The 23,982-nt window shown below is 61.8% G+C and carries 20 protein-coding genes and 2 tRNA genes; 17 read left to right on the forward strand and 5 right to left on the reverse strand.

Annotation, left to right across the window (positions count from 1 at the left end; translation table 11 throughout):
• Positions 1–24 precede the first annotated feature (24 nt).
• Together mutY and JL2886_RS10085 are read left to right on the forward strand one after the other, a co-directional pair.
• Positions 25–1,104 (forward strand): A/G-specific adenine glycosylase, encoded by a 1,080-nt coding sequence (gene mutY / locus JL2886_RS10080; RefSeq protein ID WP_065271882.1) that lies wholly within the window; start codon positions 25–27, stop codon positions 1,102–1,104.
• A 77-nt stretch (positions 1,105–1,181) separates the two neighbouring features.
• Entirely contained in the window at positions 1,182–2,327 is a 1,146-nt protein-coding gene (locus JL2886_RS10085) for an alkane 1-monooxygenase (protein ID WP_065271883.1), read from the forward strand.
• 45 nt (positions 2,328–2,372) lie between these two features.
• On the opposite strand, the gene hemN is transcribed toward JL2886_RS10085, so the two are convergent.
• Positions 2,373–3,728: an oxygen-independent coproporphyrinogen III oxidase gene (hemN, locus tag JL2886_RS10090; RefSeq protein WP_065273632.1), complete on the reverse strand. Its 1,356-nt coding sequence runs from the start codon at positions 3,726–3,728 to the stop codon at positions 2,373–2,375.
• 233 nt (positions 3,729–3,961) lie between these two features.
• Between hemN and JL2886_RS10095 the strand changes: the two genes are divergently transcribed.
• The 14 genes from JL2886_RS10095 (at position 3,962) to JL2886_RS10155 (ending at position 18,016) form a co-directional block, all read left to right on the forward strand.
• A tRNA-Leu gene (locus tag JL2886_RS10095) sits at positions 3,962–4,048 on the forward strand.
• 158 nt (positions 4,049–4,206) lie between these two features.
• Positions 4,207–4,905, forward strand: coding sequence for a fumarylacetoacetate hydrolase family protein (locus JL2886_RS10100; RefSeq protein WP_065271884.1), 699 nt, complete (start codon positions 4,207–4,209; stop codon positions 4,903–4,905).
• A 516-nt stretch (positions 4,906–5,421) separates the two neighbouring features.
• Complete coding sequence (locus JL2886_RS10105; protein ID WP_065271885.1) at positions 5,422–6,468, forward strand: TRAP transporter substrate-binding protein; 1,047 nt, start codon at positions 5,422–5,424, stop codon at positions 6,466–6,468.
• A gap of 73 nt (positions 6,469–6,541) precedes the next feature.
• Entirely contained in the window at positions 6,542–7,123 is a 582-nt protein-coding gene (locus JL2886_RS10110; protein WP_065271886.1) for a TRAP transporter small permease, read from the forward strand.
• Positions 7,120–8,625, forward strand: coding sequence for a TRAP transporter large permease (locus tag JL2886_RS10115; RefSeq protein ID WP_065271887.1), 1,506 nt, complete (start codon positions 7,120–7,122; stop codon positions 8,623–8,625). The genes JL2886_RS10110 and JL2886_RS10115 overlap by 4 nt, the downstream gene beginning before the upstream one ends.
• 268 nt (positions 8,626–8,893) lie before the next feature.
• Positions 8,894–10,432, forward strand: coding sequence for a benzoate-CoA ligase family protein (locus JL2886_RS10120; RefSeq protein ID WP_065271888.1), 1,539 nt, complete (start codon positions 8,894–8,896; stop codon positions 10,430–10,432).
• The gene (locus JL2886_RS10125) at positions 10,432–11,250 is read left to right on the forward strand and encodes an alpha/beta fold hydrolase (protein ID WP_065273633.1); all 819 of its coding nucleotides are present in this window, start codon (positions 10,432–10,434) and stop codon (positions 11,248–11,250) included. Before JL2886_RS10120 ends, JL2886_RS10125 begins: the two co-directional genes overlap by 1 nt.
• Position 11,251: 1 nt before the next feature.
• On the forward strand, positions 11,252–11,707 hold the full coding sequence (locus JL2886_RS10130; protein ID WP_065271889.1) for a DUF309 domain-containing protein: 456 nt from the start codon (positions 11,252–11,254) through the stop codon (positions 11,705–11,707).
• A 142-nt stretch (positions 11,708–11,849) separates the two neighbouring features.
• Positions 11,850–13,508, forward strand: a complete 1,659-nt coding sequence (gene boxC, locus JL2886_RS10135) for a 2,3-epoxybenzoyl-CoA dihydrolase (RefSeq protein WP_065271890.1) — start codon at positions 11,850–11,852, stop codon at positions 13,506–13,508.
• Positions 13,509–13,559: 51 nt separating this feature from the next.
• Positions 13,560–15,011 carry a benzoyl-CoA 2,3-epoxidase subunit BoxB gene (gene boxB / locus JL2886_RS10140; protein ID WP_065271891.1) on the forward strand — a complete coding sequence of 484 codons (1,452 nt, stop codon included), beginning with the start codon at positions 13,560–13,562 and terminating at the stop codon, positions 15,009–15,011.
• A gap of 85 nt (positions 15,012–15,096) precedes the next feature.
• Positions 15,097–15,270, forward strand: coding sequence for a hypothetical protein (locus JL2886_RS19590; RefSeq protein WP_165832684.1), 174 nt, complete (start codon positions 15,097–15,099; stop codon positions 15,268–15,270).
• The gene (gene boxA / locus JL2886_RS10145) at positions 15,271–16,476 is read left to right on the forward strand and encodes a benzoyl-CoA 2,3-epoxidase subunit BoxA (protein ID WP_065271892.1); all 1,206 of its coding nucleotides are present in this window, start codon (positions 15,271–15,273) and stop codon (positions 16,474–16,476) included.
• 19 nt (positions 16,477–16,495) lie between these two features.
• Complete coding sequence (locus JL2886_RS10150; RefSeq protein WP_065271893.1) at positions 16,496–16,954, forward strand: acyl-CoA thioesterase; 459 nt, start codon at positions 16,496–16,498, stop codon at positions 16,952–16,954.
• 144 nt (positions 16,955–17,098) lie between these two features.
• The gene (locus JL2886_RS10155) at positions 17,099–18,016 is read left to right on the forward strand and encodes a helix-turn-helix transcriptional regulator (RefSeq protein ID WP_065271894.1); all 918 of its coding nucleotides are present in this window, start codon (positions 17,099–17,101) and stop codon (positions 18,014–18,016) included.
• Between the two features lie 25 nt (positions 18,017–18,041).
• Here JL2886_RS10155 and JL2886_RS10160 read toward each other — a convergent pair whose 3' ends face one another.
• On the reverse strand, positions 18,042–19,256 hold the full coding sequence (locus tag JL2886_RS10160) for a winged helix-turn-helix domain-containing protein (protein ID WP_065271895.1): 1,215 nt from the start codon (positions 19,254–19,256) through the stop codon (positions 18,042–18,044).
• Positions 19,256–20,281: a LacI family DNA-binding transcriptional regulator gene (locus tag JL2886_RS10165; RefSeq protein WP_065271896.1), complete on the reverse strand. Its 1,026-nt coding sequence runs from the start codon at positions 20,279–20,281 to the stop codon at positions 19,256–19,258. Before JL2886_RS10165 ends, JL2886_RS10160 begins: the two co-directional genes overlap by 1 nt.
• A gap of 158 nt (positions 20,282–20,439) precedes the next feature.
• Between JL2886_RS10165 and JL2886_RS10170 the strand changes: the two genes are divergently transcribed.
• Positions 20,440–20,516 (forward strand) — tRNA-Arg (locus JL2886_RS10170).
• A gap of 166 nt (positions 20,517–20,682) precedes the next feature.
• Here the strand turns inward: JL2886_RS10170 and JL2886_RS10175 are convergent.
• Positions 20,683–22,170: a globin-coupled sensor protein gene (locus JL2886_RS10175; RefSeq protein WP_065271897.1), complete on the reverse strand. Its 1,488-nt coding sequence runs from the start codon at positions 22,168–22,170 to the stop codon at positions 20,683–20,685.
• A 260-nt stretch (positions 22,171–22,430) separates the two neighbouring features.
• Positions 22,431–23,828, reverse strand: a complete 1,398-nt coding sequence (locus JL2886_RS10180; protein ID WP_065271898.1) for an adenylate/guanylate cyclase domain-containing protein — start codon at positions 23,826–23,828, stop codon at positions 22,431–22,433.
• Positions 23,829–23,982 lie beyond the last annotated feature (154 nt).

Consider the following 23,982-nt stretch of genomic DNA (forward strand, 5'->3'; position numbering starts at 1 on the left):
AAAGGCAGGAACCGGGAGTAAACTATGCGTGATCTGAATGCGGATCCAGGCGGGCTCAGCCGCGATATCCTGGACTGGTACGACCGGCAGGCGCGGGACATGCCCTGGCGCACCGGCCCGGCAGACCGCGCCGCCGGGGTGCGGCCCGACCCCTATCGTGTCTGGCTGAGCGAGGTGATGTTGCAGCAGACCACCGTGGCCGCCGTGACCGACTATTTTCAGCGCTTCACCGCCCGCTGGCCCCGGGTCGAGGACCTTGCCGCGGCCGAGGATGCCGACGTAATGGCGGAATGGGCGGGCCTTGGCTACTACGCCCGCGCCCGCAACCTGCTGAAATGCGCCCGGGTGGTGGCGCAGGAGCTGGATGGCACCTTTCCCGACAGCTATGAGGCGCTGCTGAAACTGCCGGGGATCGGCCCCTATACGGCGGCGGCCATCGCCTCGATCGCATTCGACCGCCCCGAAACCGTTCTGGATGGCAATGTGGAGCGGGTGATGGCGCGGCTGCATGATATTCACGAGCCGCTGCCGGGATCAAAACCGCTGCTGAAGGACCGCGCCGCCGAGCTGACCCCTGAGGTCCGTCCCGGCTGCTATGCACAGGCGGTGATGGATCTGGGCGCCACCATCTGCACCCCGAAATCGCCCGCCTGCGGCATCTGCCCCTGGCGGGAGCCCTGCGCTGCGCGAATCGCAGGCACCGCGCCTGAATTGCCAAAGAAGACACCGAAGAAAGCCAAACCCACCCGTCACGGCATCGTCTATCTGGCGCGCAGCAGCGCCGGGGACTGGCTGCTGGAGCGGCGACCGGACAAGGGGCTTTTGGGCGGGATGCTGGGCTGGCCCGGCCCGGAATGGGGCGAGTCGCCCCAGCCTGCGCCGCCGTTTGACGCGGATTGGCAGGATCTCGGCGCCGAGGTGCGCCATACCTTCACCCATTTCCACCTGATCCTGCGGGTGATGGTGGCAGAGCTGCCTGAGGGGTTTGCACCCGCCGAGCAACAGGAGATCATCACCCGACACGCGTTCCGCCCCTCGGACCTGCCGACGGCGATGCGCAAGGCCTTTGACCTGTGGCGTGGCGGGCAGACCGGCGGCGACTGAGGCCATTCGACCTCTTGGGTTTGGGCCGGACCCGGCATAGGGTTTTCCCATCGCGCCATACTTTGGGAGTGCTCACGATGATCGCCGCCAAGATCGCCCCGGAAACCCTGAGCCGCTGGCAATCGGCCCTGCCGTTCTGGCTGTCCTTCCTGCTGGTGCCGCTGTTGTGGTTTTCCGCTATCATGGGTGGCTGGTGGGTACTGCTGACGCCGCTGGTGACATGGTATCTCTTTGCCGTGCTCGACGGGGTTTTCGGCCTCAACCTCGACAATGCCGACCCGATGACGCCCGAGGAGGATCTGCGCTGGTACAGCATGCTGACCATCGCCTGGGTGCCGATCCAGTTCCTGACGCTGTTTGGCCTGATCTTCTACGTGGCGGGCAGTGAAACGCTGAACGGGCTGGAAAAATTCGGCATCTTCTTTGGCATGGGCGTGGTCAGCGGCACCGTGGGCATCAACTACAGTCACGAGCTGATGCACCAGCGCAGCAGGGCGGAACGCTGGCTGGCCGATATCCTGCTGGCGATGGTGCTCTACTCGCATTTCCGCTCCGAACACCTGCTGGTGCATCACCGCTATGTCGGCACGCCGCGCGATCCTGTCACGGCGCGCTACAACGAAGGTTTCCACCGCTTTTATCCCCGGGTGCTGCGGCAATGCTGGCAATCCGCTTTTCGCGCCGAAAAGGAAAAACTGGCCAAAAAAGACCGCCCCTGGAGCGATCCGGCCAATCCGTTCTTCCGCTACTGGGCGCTACAGGCGGCCATGCTGGTGCTGGCGGTTCTGCTGGGCGGGTTTGGCGGATTGGTGCTGTTTTTGGTGCAGGCGGGCGTCGCCATCTGGCAGCTGGAGCTCGTCAATTACGTCGAACACTACGGGCTGACCCGCAAACATCTGGGAGGCGGCAAATACGAACCGGTGCGCCCCTGCCATTCCTGGAACGCTGCGCATAAGGCGTCAAACTGGCTGCTGATCAATCTGCAACGCCATTCCGATCACCACTATAAACCCGACCGGCGCTTCCCGCTGCTCCAGAACTATACCGAGGCAGACGCGCCGCAACTGCCCTATGGCTATCCGGTGATGACGGTGGCGGCGATGATCCCGCCCCTTTGGCGCCGGGTGATGAACCCGCGCGTACGCCACTGGCGCCAGATGTATTATCCGGAAATCACCGACTGGACGGCCTACAACAAGGCGCGCAACCCGATGCCCCGCTAACGAGGCTGCTGTCGCCGGGGCCACAAAAATCCCGGTGCACGCGGCTCAGGAGGCGCGGCTGTAGCGGGCGCCTTCGGGTTTATGCGCATCGAAATGGCTGGCGATCAGCCGGGTCAGGGCGCGTCCTTCGGGGCGGATCTCCAGCGCCTTGCCATCAAGTGTCACTAGGTCCCCGAACCGGGCCTGAACGGCGACCAGATCGGGATCGATACTGCGCGACAGATCACCGAATTCTCGCTCCAGCGCCGCGCGGTCGAGACGGAAATCACACATGATCATCTCGATGGCGCGACCACGCAGGTGGTCCTCTTCGCTCATCTCATGGCCCCGCGCCCCGGCGAGCTGCCCCTTTTCGATCCGCTCCACATAGGCAGGGGTCGCAGCGGCGTTCTGCACATATCCCCCGGCAAAACGCGAAATCGAAGAGGCACCCAACCCGATCAGCGTCGGGCACCGGTCATCGGTATAGCCTTGGAAATTGCGCCGCAGGTGGCCGCTTTTGGCCGCCTTGGCCAAACCGTCCTCGGGCAGAGCAAAATGGTCGATACCAATCGTTTCATAACCAGCGGCGCGGAACTGATCCGCAGCCGCGCAGGCCAGATCATAGCGTTCGGCGTCTCCCGGCAGGGCGGATTCGTCGATCAGCTCCTGACGTTTGGCCATCCAGGGCACATGGGCATAGCCGAACAGCGCGATCCGGTCCGGTGCAAGGCTCAGCACCTTTTCAACCGTATCCTTCAGTCGCGCGGCGTCCTGATATGGCAGGCCGTAGACCAGATCGGCATTGAGCGAGGTGATCCCCGCCTCCCGCAGATCCTCGACACAGGCGCGCGTCACCTCATAGGGCTGTTCCCGGCCAATGGCGGCCTGCACCTCGGGATTGAAATCCTGAATACCGATACTGGCCCGGTTCATGCCTTCTTCGGCCAACGCCGCGATCTTGTCCCGGTCCACCAGCGTCGGGTCGATCTCGACCGAGAACTCCCAGTCCGGCGTCGGCGGGAAGACCGCCTTGACCGCCTGGGCCAGCCTGTGGATCAGCGCTGGCGGCAGGATGGTCGGCGTGCCACCGCCCCAGTGCAACCGCCCCATCTGCAGCCCCGCGGGCAGATGCGGCGCGACCAGCTTCAGCTCGGCCTCCAGCGTTTCGACATAGCTTTCCACCGGCTCGGGCCGACGGGTGCCCTGGGTCCGGCAAGCGCAGAACCAGCACAGCCGCTCGCAGAACGGGATATGCAGATACACCGAAACCGGAACCGCCGGATCAAGCGCATCAAGATGCCCGACCTGTTCCGCCGCACCCACGGCGGAAGAAAAGACCGGAGCGGTCGGGTAGGAGGTGTAGCGGGGCACCCGGCTGTCGAACAGGCCAAGGGCGGCAAGGCGGTCAATCTGTGTCATACCGCCTTTTTGCCGCTCAGGCGCGCGCTGACTTTGCGCAGGATCAAATTGCACGGGAAAAATCACCCACCCGGTCGGCTATTGCAACGGTCCAGCCAGAAAGGCCCCATCAACCGCCTGAATTCGCGGGACATCGGCAGCAGCCATCCCCGCACAAAAAATTTGTGACATTGGGCGCATTTTGAGTTTGACGCCCCGCGCGACTCTGCTTATACGGCCCCTCACCAACCCGTGCCCAGATGGCGGAATTGGTAGACGCGCTAGCTTCAGGTGCTAGTGTCCGTATGGACGTGGAGGTTCGAGTCCTCTTCTGGGCACCATATCATTCTCCTGAAATTGTTGTAGTATCTTGGCCCCGAGCGCCTCTGATCTGTCGCTGTCCGTGATCGGTCCGTGCGGGGCTGCGAGACGGGTTTTCCTGTGCTAGGCATCCATCACGATACCACAGCCCAGCCCGTGACCATCAGGAGCGCCCGAGATGACCGATACCCTGTTTACCCTGCCCGAAACCGCTACGATCCCGGTTCTGGGAGAGGACCGCACCTATCCCATCGGGCGTATCTTCTGCGTCGGGCGCAACTACGCCGCACATGCTGCCGAGATGGGCAATGAGGTCGACCGCGAAGCGCCCTTTTACTTCACCAAATCCGCAGCCAATGCGATTCTGACCGGCGCTACCGTGCCCTACCCGCTTGGCACCTCTGATTTCCACCACGAGATGGAGCTGGCCGTGGCCATCGGCGCGCCGCTGTTCCGCGCCACGCCGGAAGAGGCCCGCACAGCGGTTTATGGCTATGGCAGCGCGCTGGACATGACGCGCCGGGATCTGCAGGGGCAGGCAAAGGACAAACGGCGCCCCTGGGATCTGGGCAAGGATCTGGAGCAAGGCACGGTTTTCGCCCCCCTGACCCGCAGCGCTGACTGGGACGGCCCAGCGGGCAAGCGGATCTGGCTTAGCGTCGACGGTGAAATACGTCAGGATGCCAGCCTGGATGAGATGATCTGGTCGGTCGAGGACATCCTCTGCCACTTGTCGGGTTATTACCACCTGCGGCCGGGCGATCTGATCCTCACCGGCACCCCAGCAGGAGTGGGAGCGGTAACAGCCGAACAGTCGATGACTGGCGGAATCGACGGGTTGAGCCAGGTCGAACTGACCCTCAGCCCCGCTGAATAAGATCAAAGGGCCATAGAGCCGCCCCGAAGGTTCGAAACCGTCAAGAATATGTGCGCTGGGTCCATTCCTGATCCCGGCGCCTTGGCCCTATCAATTACAGGGCTGTGCGCAAAGCGTACCACAGTCCTGCGCAGCGATAGGGAGGGTTGCGACCGCAGCGGCAAGGCAGCGATCCGCCGAAATGTCTTTTTTCATGGCTCCTGCGCCAATCAGTGATTGATCTTCACGAAATGAAATGCTGGAATGTATCCGGTACGGCTCAGATATGGAAATCTTGTAACATTTTCTAAACGAGTCTGAGCGCTGATTTGGGACCAGCCAATTCATGAGTGAAAAATGCATGATCTGCTGTTGATGGTTACAAATGCACCAAATAGCAGGAGGTCAGCGAAGTTTGTTTTGTGATCCGCAGGGGTGTGGAGGGGACCAAAACAGAAAGAAAATAGGCAATATATTGCAATAATGTTAGTTGCCTGCATTATGTTGCTTGGAAGTAGGGTCAAAGGGAGGAATCACATGACCACTCGCAGAAAGATTCTTGGCGCAGCAGGCGCGGCGGCCATTGCCGCAGTATGCGCCACATCCGCCTTCGCGCAGGAGGTAACGCTGAAGCTGCACCAATTCCTGCCGGCGCAGGCAAATGTGCCGAAACTGGTTCTGGATGTCTGGGCCGACAACGTTGAGGCCTCCTCGAATGGCCGTATCAAGATCGACCGCTATCCCTCCATGCAGCTGGGCGGCAAGCCGCCGGAACTGATGGACCAGGCCATCGACGGCGTTGCCGACATCGTCTGGACCGTGGTCGGCTACACGCCGGGCCGCTTCCCGTCGACCGAAGTCTTCGAACTGCCCTTCATGATGACCAACGCGCGTGCCACCTCGCACGCTTATTGGGAAATGTTCGAACGCCACATGAAGGACACCGAGTTCAAGGACGTCCACATCCTGGGCACCTGGGTGCACGGCCCCGGTATGATCCACACCACGGATCCGGTTGAAACCCCCGCCGACCTGCAGGGCATGAAGATCCGTGGCGGTTCCCGCTCGGTCAACGCGCTGCTGACCGAACTGGGCGCAACCCCCGTCGGCATGCCGGTTCCCGCGATCCCCGAAGGCCTGTCCAAAGGCGTGATCGACGGCACCACCATCCCGTGGGAAGTCACCACCGCTCTGAAAGTTCCGGAACTGGTCGAGAACCACACCGAATTCACCGGCAAGGCGCTTTATACCCTGACCTTCGTTCTGGCGATGAACAAGGACAAGTATGAAAGCCTGCCCGATGATCTGAAGAAGGCCATCGACGACAACTCCGGTCTGGAGTTCTCCGTCTTCGCCGGCGGCACCCAAGCAGATTCCGACGGCCCGGCCCGCGAATTCGCGCTGGACAACGGCAACAACGTCATCACCCTCAGCCAGGAACAGACCGACGAGTGGCGCGCGCTGGCTCAGCCGATCTACAACAAATGGCTGGCCGACATGACTGAAAAAGGCATCGACGGGCAGGCCCTGCTGGAAGAAGCAACCTACCTGATCGAAAAATACACACCGCAATACGTGAAGTAAGCGGTAGCATAGTCAAAGGGCCGCAGCGCACCCGTGCCGCGGCCCTTTGCGTACTCAGAAAAGGGTAAACACCATGCAAAAGCTCATGATGGGGTTGGCCAGGAAGATGGCCATATTGGGCGGTATGGTCCTCGTTCTCCTGATCATCCTGACCTGCCTTTCGATCATCGGCCGCCTGCTGAACGGCGTGCTGCACGGAAGCCTCATGCAAGGGCTCGCTCCTGCGCTGTCAGACTGGCTGATCAACTACATCGGACCAATCAACGGGGACTTCGAACTGGTAGAGGCCGGCGTGGCATTCGCCATCTTCGCGTTTATCCCACTGTGCCAGATCACATCGGGCCATGCCTCGGTCGACGTTGTGGCAAACGCCTTTCCCGTCAAGGTGAACCGGTTCCTGCGCATGGTGGTCGCGATCCTGTTCGCGGGGGTTCTCGCCCTGATCACAGAACGGCTCGGCGCCGGCATGGTCGGCAAGTACTACAATGGCGAGACGTCGTTCCTGCTCGAGTTTCCTACCTGGTGGGCCTATGCCGCCAGCCTCTTCGCCTCCAGCATGGCTGCTGTGGTGGCGATCTATGTCGCGATCGTGCGTACAACCGAATTTATGACCGGCCGCATTGAGCTGTGGGACGGTGTGGAGGGTGAGCAGTGACAGCTCTTGAAATCGGAATATCCTCATTCCCCATCCTGATGATCCTGATCTTCCTTCGGGTTCCCATCGGGCTTTCGATGTTCCTGGTGGGCCTGGTCGGGTTGATCCTGGTCACCGACGGAACCCAGGTTGCCTTTGGCCGACTGAAAAGCGAGACCTACTCGACCTTTTCCTCTTATTCGCTGACTATCGTGCCGATGTTCCTGCTGATGGGGCATTTCGCAACGCTGGGCGGCATGTCGTCGGCCCTGTTCAGGGCGGCCGCCAGTTTCCTTGGCCACAAGAAAGGCGGCGTCGCCATGGCCTCGATCGGGGCCTGCGCCGGCTTTGGCGCCATCTGCGGCTCCTCGCTGGCCACGGCGGCAACCATGGGCCGCGTCGCCCTGCCCGAGCTGAAGGAATACGGCTATGCCGGTGGCTTCTCGACCGCAACACTGGCGGCGGGCGGCACCCTGGGCATCCTGATCCCGCCTTCGGTGGTGCTGGTGATCTATGCCATCCTGACCGAGCAGAATATCGCCAAGCTGTTCCTCGCAGCCTTCATTCCCGGCATCCTCGCCGCGGTTGGATATGTCATCGCGATTTCGATCTATGTGCGCATGTTCCCCGAAAGCGCGGGCACCCGCCCCTCGGTTCCCTGGGCGGAACGGATGGAAAACCTGGTCAAGGTCTGGCCGGTTCTGCTGGTCTTTGGCCTTGTGGTGGGCGGCATCTACGCCGGTTGGTTCACCCCAACCGAAGGTGCGGCTGTGGGTGCATTCGGCACCGGGTTCATCGCCTGGCTGAATGGCGGCCTGAACCGTGAAACCATGGTCGACAGCTTCATCGTCACCGCCCGCTCTACCGCGATGATCTTCTTCATCGTGCTGGGCGCCGGTTTCTACAACGGCTTCCTCGCCCTCACCAAGGTACCACAGGAACTGGCAGATTTCGTCGTCAGCCAGGGGCTGAGCCCATGGATGGTTCTGGCGCTGATCCTGGCCTTCTACCTAGTCTTTGGGTGCCTGATGGACAGCCTGTCGATGATTCTGCTGACCATTCCGATCTTCTTCCCGGTGATCTCGGTGATGGACTTCGGCCTGTTGTCCCTGCCCGCGATGCAGGCGGATGCAGCGATGGAGGTGCTGCGCAACGGGGTGCCGGATGGCATGGGGGCTGAAATGCTAGCCTCGATACAGGAAGCCATCGCCAACGGCATGGAACTGACCCGCGAGCAGATGAAGGAACTGGGCATCCGCGTTACCGAAGGCCGCGTCAACCGGATCGAATCGGAATACGTCGCCATCTGGTTCGGCATTCTGGTTCTGATCGTGGTCGAGGTTGGCCTGATCACTCCGCCTGTGGGCATGAACCTGTTCATTATCAACGCGATGGACCGGACCACCCGCATGGTCGACACCTACAAGGCTGTGATGTTCTTTGTGGCATCGGACATCATCCGGGTGATTATCCTGGTCGCCTTCCCGATCATCACGCTGCTGCCGCTGATGCTGCTGCACTGACCATCAGGTCCGACGACCCCCTGCAATTGATCCCCCCGTCAGACCTCTGGCGGGGGGATTTTTTGTCTGCGAGCCACCAGACCGGCCCGCCTCGGACCTTCATCAGCGGAAATATGTGCAAAATAGTGCAGTTTATTGCAGCGATATGTTGCATTATTTTGCGACCGGTGCATTAATCCGTCCCAGAACACGACTGCGCCGCCGGGGAGGGCCGCGCAGGCCGCCGGAGCGCCCCGCGCCTTCCGCGGCACATCAGGGAGGAGCGAGGATGACACCCAGCGGCAATGCGGCAGGATATTTTGTGGATCGCCACCGGAGCGAGCGCCCGGACAAGGTGGCCTTCCGGGAGGCCGCCGGCGCGCAGCGGCAGCTTACCTATGGCGATCTGGCCGAAAGCTCGGACCGGATGGCAGGCGCCCTGCGCCGGGCGGGCATAGCCCGCGAATCCCGCGCCGCCATGCTCGTGCTGGATCAGATCGAATTCCCGCAGATCTTCTGGGGCGCGCTCAAGGCCGGTGTCGTGCCGGTGCCGCTCAACACCCTGCTGTCCACCTCGGTTTACGAGGTCATCCTTAAAGACAGCCGCGCCACCATCCTGTTTGTCAGCGCCGAACTCTGGCCGGTGGTAGAGCCCGCCGTCGCTGCCTGCCCGGATCTGCAGCGCGTCGTGGTGATCGGCGGCGAAACGCCGGAGGGCTGCAACAGTTTCGAGGATTTCCTTGCCGGGGCAGAGCCGATGGAGGCCGTGGCCTGCTGCCCCGATGAAACCGCCTTTTGGCTCTATTCCTCTGGCTCCACCGGGCAACCCAAGGGCGTGCGCCATGTGCATGGGGCGCTGGCCGCTACCGCCGACACCTATGGCGCGCAGGTGCTTCAGGTGGCCGAGGACGATGTGATCTTCTCGGCGGCAAAACTGTTCTTCGCCTATGGGCTGGGCAATGGCATGACCTTCCCCCTGTCGGCGGGCGCCACCACCATCCTGTTCGATGGCCGTCCGACACCGGACTCGGTGCTGTCGATCCTCGATTCAGAAAAGCCAACCCTCTATTGCGGTGTGCCGACGCTTTATGCGGCCACGGTAGCGGCACTGGAAACCGCCGAGAAACCAGACGCGCCCCTGCGCCGCTGCATTTCCGCAGGTGAGGCCCTGCCCGAAGAGGTCGGCCGCAAATGGGAAGACATATGGGGCGTCGAAATCCTCGATGGTGTCGGATCGACCGAGATGCTGCATATCTTCCTGTCGAATGCGCCGGGCGATGTGGTCTATGGCACCTCAGGCGTGGCGGTGCCGGGGTACGAACTGCGGCTGGTGGACGAGAACGACGAGGAGGTGCCCGCAGGCGGCATTGGCGAACTTCTGGTGCGCGGTGCCTCGGCCGCCGAAGGGTACTGGAACCAACGCGGCAAGAGCCGCAGTACCTTCGAAGGCGAATGGACCCGCACCGGCGACAAATACGAACGTGGCGAGGACGGGCGTTTCATCTACTGTGGCCGTACCGATGATATGTTCAAGGTCTCCGGGATCTGGCTGTCTCCGTTTGAGCTGGAACAGGCGCTGGTCGCCCATCCCGCCGTGCTGGAAGCTGCCGTTGTGCCCGCCCGCGACGAGGAGGGTCTGGAAAAACCAAAGGCCCATATCGTGCTGAAGGACGGGACCGGGAACGACGCACTGACCGCCGATCTCAAGGCGTTTGTGAAGGAAAAGGTCGGCAAGTGGAAATATCCGCGCTGGATCGTCTATGCCGACGACCTGCCCAAGACGGCAACCGGCAAGATCCAGCGCTTCAAATTGCGGGAGGATGCATGATGGCGTTTGAATGGGGTGGAAGTGGCACGGTCACGGCAGGCGGTGCCAATCTGGAATATGCCTGCCATGGGCCTGCGCCGGATCAGGCTCCAACCCTAGTGCTGCTGCACGAAGGGCTGGGCTGCGTGGCGCTGTGGCGCGATTTCCCCGAAAAACTGGCTGCGGCCACCGGTTGGGGTGTCTTTGTCTATTCCCGCCAGGGCTATGGCCAGTCCGATCCGGTGACCTTGCCCCGGCCGCTCGATTTCATGACCCGCGAGGCAAAGGACGTGCTGCCCGGGCTGCTGGATACCATCGGTCTGGAGCATGGCGTGCTGATGGGCCACAGCGACGGCGCCACCATCGCGGCGATCTACGGCGGCAGCGTGCTGGATCACCGGGTGCGCGGGCTGATCCTGATGGCCCCGCATTTCTTCACCGAACCGGGCGGCCTTGCGGAAATCGCCAAGGCGAAAGAGGCTTATGACAGCGGCGATCTGAAAGAGAAGCTGGCGAAATATCATAAGGACCCCGAAGGCGCCTTCCGTGGATGGAACGATGTTTGGCTCGACGAAGGCTTCCGTGACTGGGACGTTGCAGATGTGATCGACTATCTGCGGGTGCCGGTTCTGGCCATTCAGGGCCGCGAGGACCAATACGGCACCCTCGCCCAGGTCGAGGTGATCGAGGAACGCACCTATTGCCCCTGCGATATGCTGGTGCTGGAGGATTGTCGCCACAGCCCACAACAGGACCAGCCACAAAAGGTCATCGACGCGGTCGCCGAATTCACCAGCCGTCTGGCCCGGATCGAGGCCGCCGAGGTCGAAACCGCCTGACATGGCCCGTTTTCCGGATCCGCCGCACGCCCATATCCCGGGCCAGACGCCCCGGCATCCGGAAGGCACCTTCGATGCGATCTGCGAGACAGCAAGACCGGAACAGCCCCTTGGGGCTGTTTTCGCGTCAGACGCCTGGCGTGCCGGATGTCAGTATTTCCGGACCGGTTATTTCTGGGAAGCACATGAGGTCTGGGAAGCGGTCTGGATGGCCCTGCCTGATCCCTCGGCCGAACGACGACTAGTGCAGGGGATGATCCAGCTCGCGAATGCAGCGCTGAAGCAGAAGATGCAGCGCCCGCGCGCGGTGCAGCGGCTCTGCGATATCGCCGACGCGCAGATGACCGACCTGCCAGGGGCGCTGTGGATCACCGCAGACCTGCAGGAGGATCAGATTCGGGCGCAGCTGCTGGACCTTCGCCGCCAGACCGAGAACACCACAAAAAGTGCACTATAATGCATTTTCAAAGCGGATATTCCGCAATCACACCGCAATATTCTGCATTATTATGCCGAAAGAAGGCATTATTATGCATCTTTTCCTTTGCCAGCCTGCAAAGCTGCGGTAGGTTACTCACAACAGAACTCAGGAGCGCGACATGCCCCAGGCAATCGATTTTCAAACCGACCCTTCGAAGTATCGCCACTGGCGGGTGGAGTATGATGGCCCCATCGCAAACCTCTACATGGATGTGGACGAAGACGGCGGGCTGTTCGACGGCTACCAGCTGAAGCTCAATTCCTACGATCTGGGCGTCGACATCGAGCTGTCCGACGTCGTGCAGCGGATGCGGTTCGAACACCCCGAGGTCAAGGTGGTGATCATGCGCTCGGGCAAGGACAAGGTATTCTGCGCTGGCGCCAATATCCGTATGCTGGGCGGCGCCAGCCACGCCCACAAGGTGAACTTCTGTAAATTCACCAACGAGACCCGCAACACCTACGAGGCCGCCGAGGCGGATTCGGGTCAGAAATACATTGCCGCCGTTCAGGGCGCCTGCGCCGGTGGTGGCTATGAACTGGCCCTCGCCTGCAACTACATCATGCTGACCAATGACAGCGCCTCCTCTGTCGCCCTGCCCGAAGTGCCGCTGCTGGCGGTTCTGCCCGGCACCGGCGGGCTGACCCGCGTCACCGACAAACGCAAGGTGCGCCGCGATCTGGCCGATATCTTCTGCTCGGTCGAAGAAGGCGTCAAAGGCCAGCGCGCCGTTGACTGGCGTCTGGTGGATGAGGTGGTACCGAATTCGAAATTCGCCGACACCGTTGCCCAACGCGCCCAGGAATTTGCTGCTGCCAGCAGTAAGGCAGACGGGCTGACCGGTATCACCCTGGGTCCGATCACCCGCAGCTTTGGCGAAGATTCGATCACCTATACGCTGGTCGAGGTCGAAATCGACCGCAAAGGCGGCCGTGCCACCGTGACCCTGAAAGGCCCCGATGGCGATGCCCCGGCAGATACCGCTGCGCTCCAGGCCGAAGGCGATCAGACCTACCTGCTGCGTCTGGCGCGTGAGCTGGACGATGCCATCCTGCACCTGCGCCTCAATGAACGCGAAGTCGGCACCGTGGTGTTCCAGACCCAAGGCGACGCCGAAAAACTGCTGGCGCATGAAGCGCTGCTGCTGAACAACCGCGATCACTGGCTGGCCAATGAAATCCTGATGTACTGGAAGCGCCTGCTGAAACGCGTCGACATGACCTCGCGCTCGCTGGTGGCCGTGGTCGAACACGGCTCCTGCTTTGCCGGGCCGCTGGCGGAACTGCTGTGGGCCGTCGACCGCTCCTACATGATGCTGGAAGAATTCGAAGGCGACAATCGCCCGCTGGCCGCCATCACGCTCAGCGAAGGGAACTTTGGCACCTATCCGATGGGCAACGACCTGACGCGGCTTCAGACCCGGTTCCTCGGCACCCCCGAGTCGGTCGAGGCGCTGCGCGATCATATCGGTGAGCCGCTTGAGGCCGATCAGGCCGAAGAGCTGGGCCTTGTGACCTATGCCTTTGACGATATCGACTGGGAGGACGAGGTGCGCATCTTCCTTGAGGAACGCGCCAGCTTCAGCCCCGATGCGATGACCGGCATGGAGGCCAACCTGCGCTTTGCCGGGCCCGAGACGATGGAAACCCGTATCTTTGGCCGCCTGACCGCCTGGCAGAACTGGATCTTCCAGCGCCCCAACGCGGTGGGCAGCGATGGCGCCCTGCAGCGCTACGGCACCGGCCAGCGCGGCGAATACAACATGGAACGCGTGTAACCAGGAAATACAGCGGTAGCCCAAGGCGGCGCCGCGTGACGGAGGAACGATATGCTTGATCTCATCAATGTCAGCTATGACACCCAGATTCCCAACAACGTTGGCCTGTCCAGCGACAAGAAGGTGCTGAAGGCGCTGGAAAAATGGCACCCCGGTTACATCAACTGGTGGAACGACCTGATCCCGCAGAACTTTCAGGAATCGATGGTCTACCTGCGCACCGCCGTTTCGGTGGACCCCAAAGGCTGGGCCAAATTCGACTACGTGAAGATGCCGGAATACCGCTGGGGCGTGCTGCTGGCGCCGCAGGTCGAAGGCCGCACCATTCCCATGGGCGAACACTATGGCGAACCGGCCTGGCAGGAGGTTCCCGGCGAATACCGCAACATGCTGAAGCGCCTGATCGTCATTCAGGGTGATACCGAGCCGGGCTCGGTCGAGCAGCAGCGTTTCCTCGGCCTCACCGCGCCGTCGCTTTATGACATGCGCAACCTGTTCCAGGTGAACGTCGAGGAAGGCCGCCACCTCTGGGCGATGGTCTACCTGCTGCAGAAATACTTTGGCCGCGATGGTCGCGAAGAAGCGAACGAGCTGCTGATCCGCTCCTCCGGCTCCGAAGAGGCGCCGCGGATGCTGGGTGCCTTCAACGAGGAAACGCCGGATTGGCTGTCGTTCTTCATGTTCACTTATTTCACCGACCGCGACGGCAAGATGCAGCTGGAATCGCTGGCACAATCGGGCTTTGACCCGCTGTCGCGCACCTGCCGCTTCATGCTGACCGAAGAGGCGCACCACATGTTCGTGGGCGAAACCGGTGTGGGCCGTACCATTCAGGCCACCTGCGAAGCGATGAACAAGGCCGGGATCACCGACCCCTATGACATCAACAAGATCCGCGACCTGGGTGTCATCGACCTGCCCACCATCCAGAAAAAGCTGAACCTGCACTACACGCTGTCGCTGGATCTCTTTGGTCAGGAAGTTTCCACCAACGCCGCCAATGCCTTCAACTCGGGCATCAAGGGGCGTTACATGGAAATGCGCCTGAAAGACGACCACAAGCTGACCAACGACACCTACGTTGTGCGCACCGTCAAGGATGGTCAGATCGTCGCCGAAGAAGTGCCGGCCCTGACCGCGATCAACATGCGTCTGCGCGACGACTACGTCAAAGACGCCGCAGGTGGCGTGGGCCGCTGGAACAAGATCATCGAAAAGCACGGCATCGAATTCGAGATGAAGCTGCCGCACGAAGGCTTCCACCGCCAGATCGGCGTGTTCTCCGCAGTGCGCTGCGACCCCGAAGGCAACATCATCTCGCAAGAGCAGTGGGACGCCAAGGTCAAGGACTGGCTGCCCAACAAGGAAGACGGTGCCTTTATCCAGTCGCTGATGAAACCGGTCTACGAGCCGGGCAAATACGCCAGCTGGATTTCGCCGCCAAAGGTCGGCATCGACAACAAGCCGGGCGATTTCGAATACGTGAAACTGCACATGGCATAAGCAGGGTTTAACCCTCTCTTTGCCGGCGCCTGTCACACTGACCGGCAGGCGCCGGAATTCAACAGCCAGACCGGAGGATCCCCAGATGGACATCACCCGCAGCCAAGCTGAAACGCCCAATGCCAACCGTGTGTCGGTTCAGATCAATGGCCTCAAAGGCCCCTGTGTGGGCTGTTCCGACTGTGTCGGCATGTGTCGCGAGTTGATCGATGCGCTGACCGTGCCCGATGCGATCCTCAAAAAAGCGCCGAGAAGCTGAATGACCAACGCCCCCACCGCGCCGCTGAAACAGCATCTGATCGATCCCGAGATCTGCATCCGCTGCTACACCTGCGAAATGACTTGCCCCGAAGAGGCGATCGAGCATGACGACATGAACGTCGTGGTCGACGCGGAGAAATGCAATTTTTGCATGGATTGCATCCCGGTCTGCCCGACCGGCTCAATCGACGAATGGCGGGTGGTGAACACCCCCTATTCGGTGGATGAGCAGTTCGAATGGATGGAACTGCCCGAGCAGGAAGAGATTTCCGGCGGCGACGCTGCCGAAGGCGATGTCGAGGCGATGGACGATGCCGTTGCTGCGCTGCTGGCCGATGCCCATGCCGGCGCGGGCGGCAAGGCGACCGCCCCCGCGAGCGCCAGCAAGCCGGTGATCAACATGTACACCCCCGGCAAACCGGCCCGGGTCAAGGTGCAGGGCAATTACCGGCTGACCGACAAGGACAGCGACAGCGATGTACGGCACATCATTCTTGATCCGGCGGGCCTGCCCTTTCCGGTTCTCGAAGGCCAAAGCATCGGTATCATCCCCCCCGGCACCGACGCCGAAGGCAAACCGCATCTGCCGCGGCTTTATTCCGTGTCCAGCCCGCGCGACGGCGAACGCCCCGGCTATCACAACATCTCGCTGACCGTGAAACGCGAGGAACAGGGCCTGTGCTCCAACTATGTCTGCGACCTTGCTGCGGGCGACGAGGTACAGGTGACAGGGCCCTTCGGCGCCACCTTCCTGCTGCCCTCGGATCCCGCTGCCGACATCATGATGATCTGCACCGGCACCGGTTCGGCCCCCTTCCGCGCCTTCACCATGCGCCGCCTGCGTGAGGCACCGCATGAGACCGGCAAGATGACTCTGATCTTTGGCGCCCGCCGCCCGGGTGAGCTGCCCTACTTCGGCCCGCTAAAAAAGATCCCCGATACGTTCATGACCAAGCTCTTTGCCTTTTCCCGGCAGGAGGACGCGCCCAAGCAATACGTGCAGGACCGTCTGCGCGAGGAATCCGACCGGGTTGCCGCGCTGATGCAGAACCCGGCGGGCCATATCTATATCTGCGGGCTGAAAGCAATGGAGCAAGGCGTCGAAGAAGCCTTGCGTGATATTGCCCGCTCCCATGGTTTGAACTGGGCCGAACTGCGCGATAAGATGCGCACCGACGGACGTTACCACGTCGAAACCTATTGAGCCGCAGGACAAAACCCAGATGACAGACCAGATCGCCCCCGCCGGACAGGACGCCGGGACGGAGAACTTCGTGCACGAAATCCGCGTCGGTTGGGGCGACTGCGATCCGGCCAAGATCGCCTATACCGGCCGCCTGCCCGCCTTTGCGCTGGAGGCGATCGATGCCTGGTGGGAACATAACCTGGATGGCGATGGCTGGTTCCAGATGGAACTGGACCGCGGCACCGGCACCCCCTTCGTGAACATGAACATCGATTTCCGCTCGCCGGTGACCCCACGCCACCGGCTGATGTGCGAGGTCTGGCCCTGCAAGCTCGGCACCAAATCGATCACCTTCCGGGTGGATGCACGGCAGGACGGTGTTTTGTGTTTCGAAGGCACCTTTACCTGCGTCTTTATCGATCCGACCAATTTCACCGCCAAGGCGGCACCCCCGGATTACCGCGCCGTGGTCGAACCCCGGCTGCGCCCGGCCTAGGTTCCCATTCCCCGCTCCCGCGCCCCACTGACGTGGGGTCCCGCAAGATAATGCACTCCGCAGCCGCGCTCGTACCGGTTTTCATTTGAACCGGATGCGGCAGCGCCTTAAGTTTGTGCATTATGTTTCATATATCGGCGCCGCATGAGTGAGATCACCAATTTCCGGGGCGAAACCCGGCCCGCGCAGGACAAAAGCGAGATCGACCAGGTCGTTCCCGCCCTGATTTCACGCGTGGGGGAACGGGTCCGCAAGGCACGCGAGCGCAAGGGCATTCCGCGCCGGGTTCTATCGGACCGTTCGGGTGTGTCGCCGCGCTATCTGGCGCAGCTAGAGGCCGGAGAGGGCAATATCTCCATCGGCCTCTTGCAACGGGTGGCCGTGGCGCTGGATCACCGCATCGAATGGCTGATCGGCGAAGAGGATCCCTGGACCTCGGACGCGGTGCGGGTGGCGGATCTTTATCGCGGCGCCACCAGCAGCACCCAGCAGGCGGTTTTGGACCTCTTGGCGCCGCAGACGCCGGAAACCCAGCGCGCCGGGCGCGTCTGTCTGGTGGGTCTGCGCGGCGCAGGCAAATCGACCCTTGGCAGCATGGCGGGCAAGGAGCTTGGTATTCCCTTTGTCGAGCTCAACAGCGAAATCGAAAGCCAGTCCGGCATGCCGGTGTCCGAACTGATGGCGCTTTACGGCCAGGAAGGCTACCGCCAACTGGAGGCGCAGGCGATCAACCGCATCATCGCAACCCATGACAGCCTGATCCTGGCCGTCGCGGGCGGCATCGTCGCCGAACCGGAGACCTACACCAACGTTCTGGCGCATTTTCACACCATCTGGATCAAGGCCCGGCCCGATGAACATATGGCGCGGGTGCGGGCGCAGGGCGATGAACGCCCGATGGCGGGCAACCCCGAGGCGATGGAACAGCTCCGCTCGATCCTGACCAGCCGCGAGGCCCTGTACGGCAGGTCGCTGGCGCAACTGGACACCTCGGATCAGACCGTGGATCAGTCGCTGGCCAGCCTGATCACCATGGTCCAGGAGCGCGGCTTTACCGGTTGATCCGGATTGCATCCGCAAGCTTGTCTCATATCGGGTCGCGCAACCAATCATCGGCGAAGGCAACGTTTTGCAGCCCGGCGAAGCGCGCCACCCTGTCCAGTTCCGCCTCCAGCCTGCCGATACGCGGCGCTGACCAGCTGACCCCGCGCTCGGGCCAGACGGCGGTGATATTCAGCTGCCCCGCGCCGCGATCCGCTTTCATGTCGATCCGCCCCACCAGACGCTCCCGCTCCATCAGCGGGAAGACGTAGTAACCGTATTTGCGCTTGGGTGCGGGGGTGAAGACCTCGATCCGGTAGTGAAAGCCGAACAGGCGTTCGGCCCGCTTGCGATCCCGCAGGGCCGGGTCAAAGGGGCTCAGCACCCGCATCCGCCCCGGTGCCGGACCCAACGCCTCGGCCTGTTCCACGATGCCCGGGCGCGCCAGCACCCGGCGCCAGCCACCATCGGCCTGTTCGATCTCGACCTCCTCAAGGGCGCCAGATTGCAGCTGCGCCGCTGCCCATTCCTTTGCCTCAGTGGCCGAAGCGGTATCCCAGAAGGCCGCGAGTTCGCCCGAGGTGGCAAAACCCAACCGATCCATCGCGCCATTGCACAGCCAGTCGACCGTCGCTGCCACATCCACAGGTGCCACGCCCGGGTGCAGGCGTTCGTCGATCACCCGCTCGGTCAGGTCATAGCATTTCTGAAACCCCTCGCGCCCGACCACCGTCAGCGCGCCGGACCGCCAGAGGTATTCCAGCGCGGTCTTGGAAGGATGCCAGTCCCACCAGCCGCCCGATCCCTTCTTCTCGTCCTTGCCGATATCCGATGAGCTGATCGCCCCGTGATCGCGGATATGTTCCAGCACGGTGGCGAACTGCGCCTCGAATCCGTCCCGCCGCCAGTTGCGCCAGCGGCTGCGCAGCAGATCGGCATCGCGCTGAAACCTAAGATGCCAATGGGTGTAATAGGCCATCGGGATCACGGCGGCATCGTGGGTCCAGTGTTCGAACAGTCCCCGATCCGCCTCGTACAGCCGTTTCAGATGGGCGGGGCGATAGCTGGGCCTGCGGGAATAGAGGATCACATCATGCGCGCGCGCGACCGTGTTGATACTGTCGAGCTGCACAAACCCCAGCCGCGAAATCAGATCCAGCAGGTCAGCGCCCTTCGACGGGCCGCTCGGCGCCTCCAGCAGCGCGTGCCGGTCCAGAAACAGCCGTCGCGCCGCCCGGTTGCCCAGCCGTGCCCGCGCCATCAGCGCCGTTTCAGCGTATCGCCATAGGCGATGGTCGGGGTGAGGGTCACGTGGCGTTCGATCTCGGCGTCGGGATCTTCCAGCTGCGCGGCAATGATCTCCGCCGCCTTGCGCCCGATTTCCTGACGGCAGGCATCCATGGTGGCCAGCTTGCGCGGCAGACCCTGCAACAGTTCAACCCCGTTGAAACCCGCAAGACCAATCTGCCCCGGCACGTCGATACCCTGCTCCAGCAGATACAGCAGCCCACCAGCCCCGATCATGTCATTGGAGTAATAGAGGAAATCCAGATCCGGAGAGCGTTCCAGCATTTCCGCCGTCATCTCGCGCCCCTTGGCCAGCGCCGAGCCGCCAGAATAAAAGGCGCGGTCTTCGATCTCGACGCCTTCCTTGGCCAGCGCCTCGGTAAAGCCTTCGAAGCGTTTGCGGGCGCGGTGGTCCAGCGGCATCTTGGTGCCCATGAAGCCGATGTGACGATACCCGGCTTTGAGGATCGCCTTGGCCATCTCGCTGCCCGCGCGGCGGTGCGAAATTCCGACCATCGCATCCACCGGCTTGCCATCGGTATCCATGATCTCAACCACCGGAATGCCCGAGGCATTGAGCATGGCGCGCGCCGCCTCGGTATGTTCAAGCCCGGCAATGATCACCCCCGAGGGCCGCCAGGACAGCATCTCGTAAAGAACCTTTTCCTCTTTTTCCGGTTGATAGTCTGTTACCCCGACGACTGGCTGCAGCTCGGTGTTTTCCAGCACTTTGTTCACCCCGGTCAGCACCTCGGGAAAGACCATGTTCGACAACGAAGGAATGATCACCGCCACCAGATTGACCCGTTTCGACGCCAGCGCGCCGGCGATCTTGTTGGGCACATAGCCCAGTTCCTTGGCCGCGGTCAGGACCTTGGTACGGGTCTTTTCCGACACGTCCCCCCGGTTGCGCAGCACCCGGCTGACGGTCATTTCCGAAACACCTGTGGCTTCCGAGACATCACGAAGGGTGAGCGGGCGCTTGTTGTCGGTGGTCACGGGCGTGGACCTCTTTGATTGTTTCCTGAGCGATGTTAGCGCAGACGGCGATGACAACACAATGGCAACCACGCCGACCTGCCGGATCTGAAAAATACGACCACGCAGCCACATAGCATTGTGATGGCAGATGTGATTTGCTATCGCCTGAAACGCGCGGCCCCGTGGCTCAACTGGATAGAGCAGCCCCCTCCTAAGGGGCAGGTTGCAGGTTCGAATCCTGCCGGGGTCGCCAGTGATCAACTATTGGAAGATCATGTTTGGGGTCCGGGTCACAGAACTGGAAAAGCGCCGTATTCGGTTGCCCATGTTCTGCCGTTTCGCGTTGGCAACTTGTCAGACCAGGCACCGCCACCGACCAGTGTCAGCGGCGGACAGGTCGTGCCCCGCGCACCCGGTTTTCAGGCGGCGTTGGCTTCGGTGCCGTCTACTGAATTGGCTAGGTAGGCTTCGAACTCCTGGTCCATCCGGCCCTCGGCTCCGCCCACCGCATGAAGCCCAAGCGTGCTGAACCCATCCATGCTGGTCTTCAGTCGACCCGAATCCTCGGCAAGCTTCGAGGTGGTTTCATAAACCGCGCCCGCCCGGGTGGCGTTATCCAGCGTGGTCTGACCCAGATCGCTCATGCTGCTGTCGATTTCCTGCAGGCTGAGCGATTGACGAGAGATTACGCCGGAGATTTCCGACATCAGCTGCGAGACGTCGATCACGCCTTGACGAATGCCGGACAGGCTTTGCCCCGTGGCGCGAACCAGATCGCTGCCATCGTTGACGTGGATCGAGCTTTCGGCAATCAGGGCCTTGATCTCGTTCGCGGAATCCGACGCCCGCGCCGCAAGCGAGCGCACCTCGGAGGCGACCACGGCAAATCCGCGCCCGGCCTCTCCGGCCCGGGCCGCCTCGACCCCGGCGTTCAGCGCCAGAAGGTTGGTCTGAAAACTGATATCCTCGATCACATCTACGATTTTGGCGATTTTCGACGAGGACGTTTCGATACGTTCCATCGCTTCGATGGCCCTCTCCACCACAAGACCGCCTTCTTCGGCATCCTTACGGTTCAAGTCCGAGTGTCGACTGGCCTTCTCGACCATATGGGTGGCCTCGGTGGTGCCAGCGGAGACATGGCTGACGGCGGCGACGGCCTCTTCCAGGGTGGCCGCCTGCTGTTCAGCGCGCTCTGCCATTTCCCGTGTTAGCTCCGAGGTTGAGCTGATTTTGTCGGCAACCGAATTGGCGCGTGTTGTGGCATCGGAAATGATCCCAGACCAGCGGCCAAGCAGATTGTTGTAAGATTCTCGGATCCCGTCGAACCGCGCCGGAATCCCGTCTTCTTGTCGGATCGGCCTGGTCAGGTTGCCCTTCTCCAGCTCGAAAATACCGGTGGTCAGCACGTCCAGTGCCTTGCTGTGTTCGGCATGCTGCGCCTCGAAATACGAGGCGATCACCCGCTCGCAATCGGCCATCATCAACCGGTTCACCAGTTGTACCTGTTTTGACAGCACCGCCCGGCTGGTCATCCGCTTGCGCACCAGGATATCCATCATATCGGCCCCAGCCGAGGAATAACCGCCGAGATACTGAATGAAAGGCAGGCGCAACTCGTAGTGGACCCTGCCGACCCGAGCAGCGGAATCAAAATACTCCTGGTCGAACCGCCCCGAGAACAGCCGCTGCCAATGCGCCTTCTGGGCCGCTTTAGCGTGGGCAACCACCTTGTCATCGGCAAAGAAACGGCGGGTTTCCTCGCGTTCCAGCACGCGATCATAAAACCGCTCCAGCACCCGGCCGAGGTGTGGCACGAGCAGTTTTTCGGTCTGGGCGATCAGATCCTTGCTATCGGTATCAAGAGAAAACCACTGGAAAAAACTCTGATGATCTGTGGATGACATGTGACGCCCGTACCCTTGTTAAACTTGTGATCTTTCTGCCTTGCAGCATTTGATGACTAGTTAAAGACGTGCGTGAAAGTTACAAGAATACCGACCTAAACCTTTGCGGTGAAATGATTTTAATTCACCATAAATTCGATTATTGAAATCTAAAAAAGAGAGCAGCATACCGCGTGCACCCCGCCTTACGCCAAGGGTCCGCATTAAACGGTTCGAAAATGCCCTGAAACGCTCTTCTCTGCTGGCGTAGCCTGACCGAGTCAGCCACAGGTCGCGGTTACGCTCCAGACGCGCATGGACTGATCCAGACCGCGGATATCCTGTCCGTCGTGACAGGTGAAATCATTCAAAAGCTCCGGCGCCTGCCCCTCGGCCATGACCTGCCCGCGCAAATCATCACTCATCACGATCTGCGCCTGCAGTCTGCGGGTCATTTCTTCGAGCCGTGCCGCCACGTTGACCGCAGTCCCGATCACCGCATACTCCAGCCGGTTTGCACCGATATCCCCCAACACGGTCTCGCCATAGTGAATGCCGATACCGGCGCAGATTTCCGGCTCTCCCCGGCGGCGCCGGTCGCGATTCCAATCCGCCAGCGCCTCTTGCATCGCAATGGCGCAGGCCAGCGTATCGGTGGCATCCTGCGGTCCAGCCATCGGGGTACCAAAGGTCGCCATCAGCCCATCACCCAGATATTTATCGAGCGTCCCCCGATGACGGAAAACCTCGCGCTCCATCCGGGCATGAAAGGCCCGCAGCAACTCGATCACCCGGTGGGGATCCTGCCCCGCGCTCATCCGGGTAAAGCCGACGATGTCGATGAACAACACGCCCACATCCTGGCTGCGCACCTGCTTCAACGGATCGTCGTTCTGCGACAGCTGGTCCACCACATTGGGCGAGAAATAACGCGACAGGTTGGCCCGTTCGCGTTCAAGCCCCGCGTTGTCCATCAGCAACCGGCTGAACCGGCGCGCGGAAATCCCCAGCGTCACCGCCACCAGAAGAAAGACAAAGATCTCCTGAATGCGCAGGGGAATGTTGAAACTGTTCGGATCCATGATCGACGCCAATTCGGTGCCGGGACCAAAAGCGGCCTGCGTGGCGGCGGTCAGTTCTGGAAATGGGTCCGCAAACCACCACGCCAGGCCCAGTCCAGCGGCCCACATCGCAGAGGTCCAGACCCCGATCGCGATCACCGTGCGCCAGGAAAACGCCAGTGTCCCGCCCGCCAGGATCACAAAGAAATAGAGGAAGTTGTCGATCCTGTACTGCATCGCCAGCGGCAGATCACTGGGGCTGAAGGGATTCGGCGCCACCATGCCCACCGTCATGATCAAGAGGTCCATGAAGATCAGCAACAGCTCGACCCGGGAACGCCCCACCTGTCCATAGCGCTGAATCAGCCAGCCGTTGAGGCACAGCAGCAGCAGAATGCCATGGTAATAAAGCACATCCCAGGTCGGGCTGACGGCAACCAGAAAGACCGAGATGACAGCCATCGCAATCCAGCGCGCCCGCACCGCGAGTTCCAGACCCTCGCGCTTGTGCGCCTCCAGCGCCGCCGCTGCGTATTGGCTGTCCCCCACGGGATCCGCCGCATTGACCGTCTCAGCGGCGCGCATCTGCTGCGCCGCACCCAGAGCCGTATCCGCCATCGTCCGTTCCTTCGTTCCCGATCCGACCATAGGCATCACCCCGGCGGGACGCACCCCCTATCCCGCAGGTAGAACCAAAAAAGCCCCGCCAACAGGGCGGGGCAAGGTGAGGTGCCCGCGCCCCTGACCAAAGGTCGGGGCACAGGCACCAGCG

The organism is Phaeobacter gallaeciensis, from assembly GCF_001678945.1.
In the GTDB taxonomy this organism is placed as follows: Bacteria; Pseudomonadota; Alphaproteobacteria; order Rhodobacterales; family Rhodobacteraceae; genus Phycobacter; species Phycobacter gallaeciensis_A.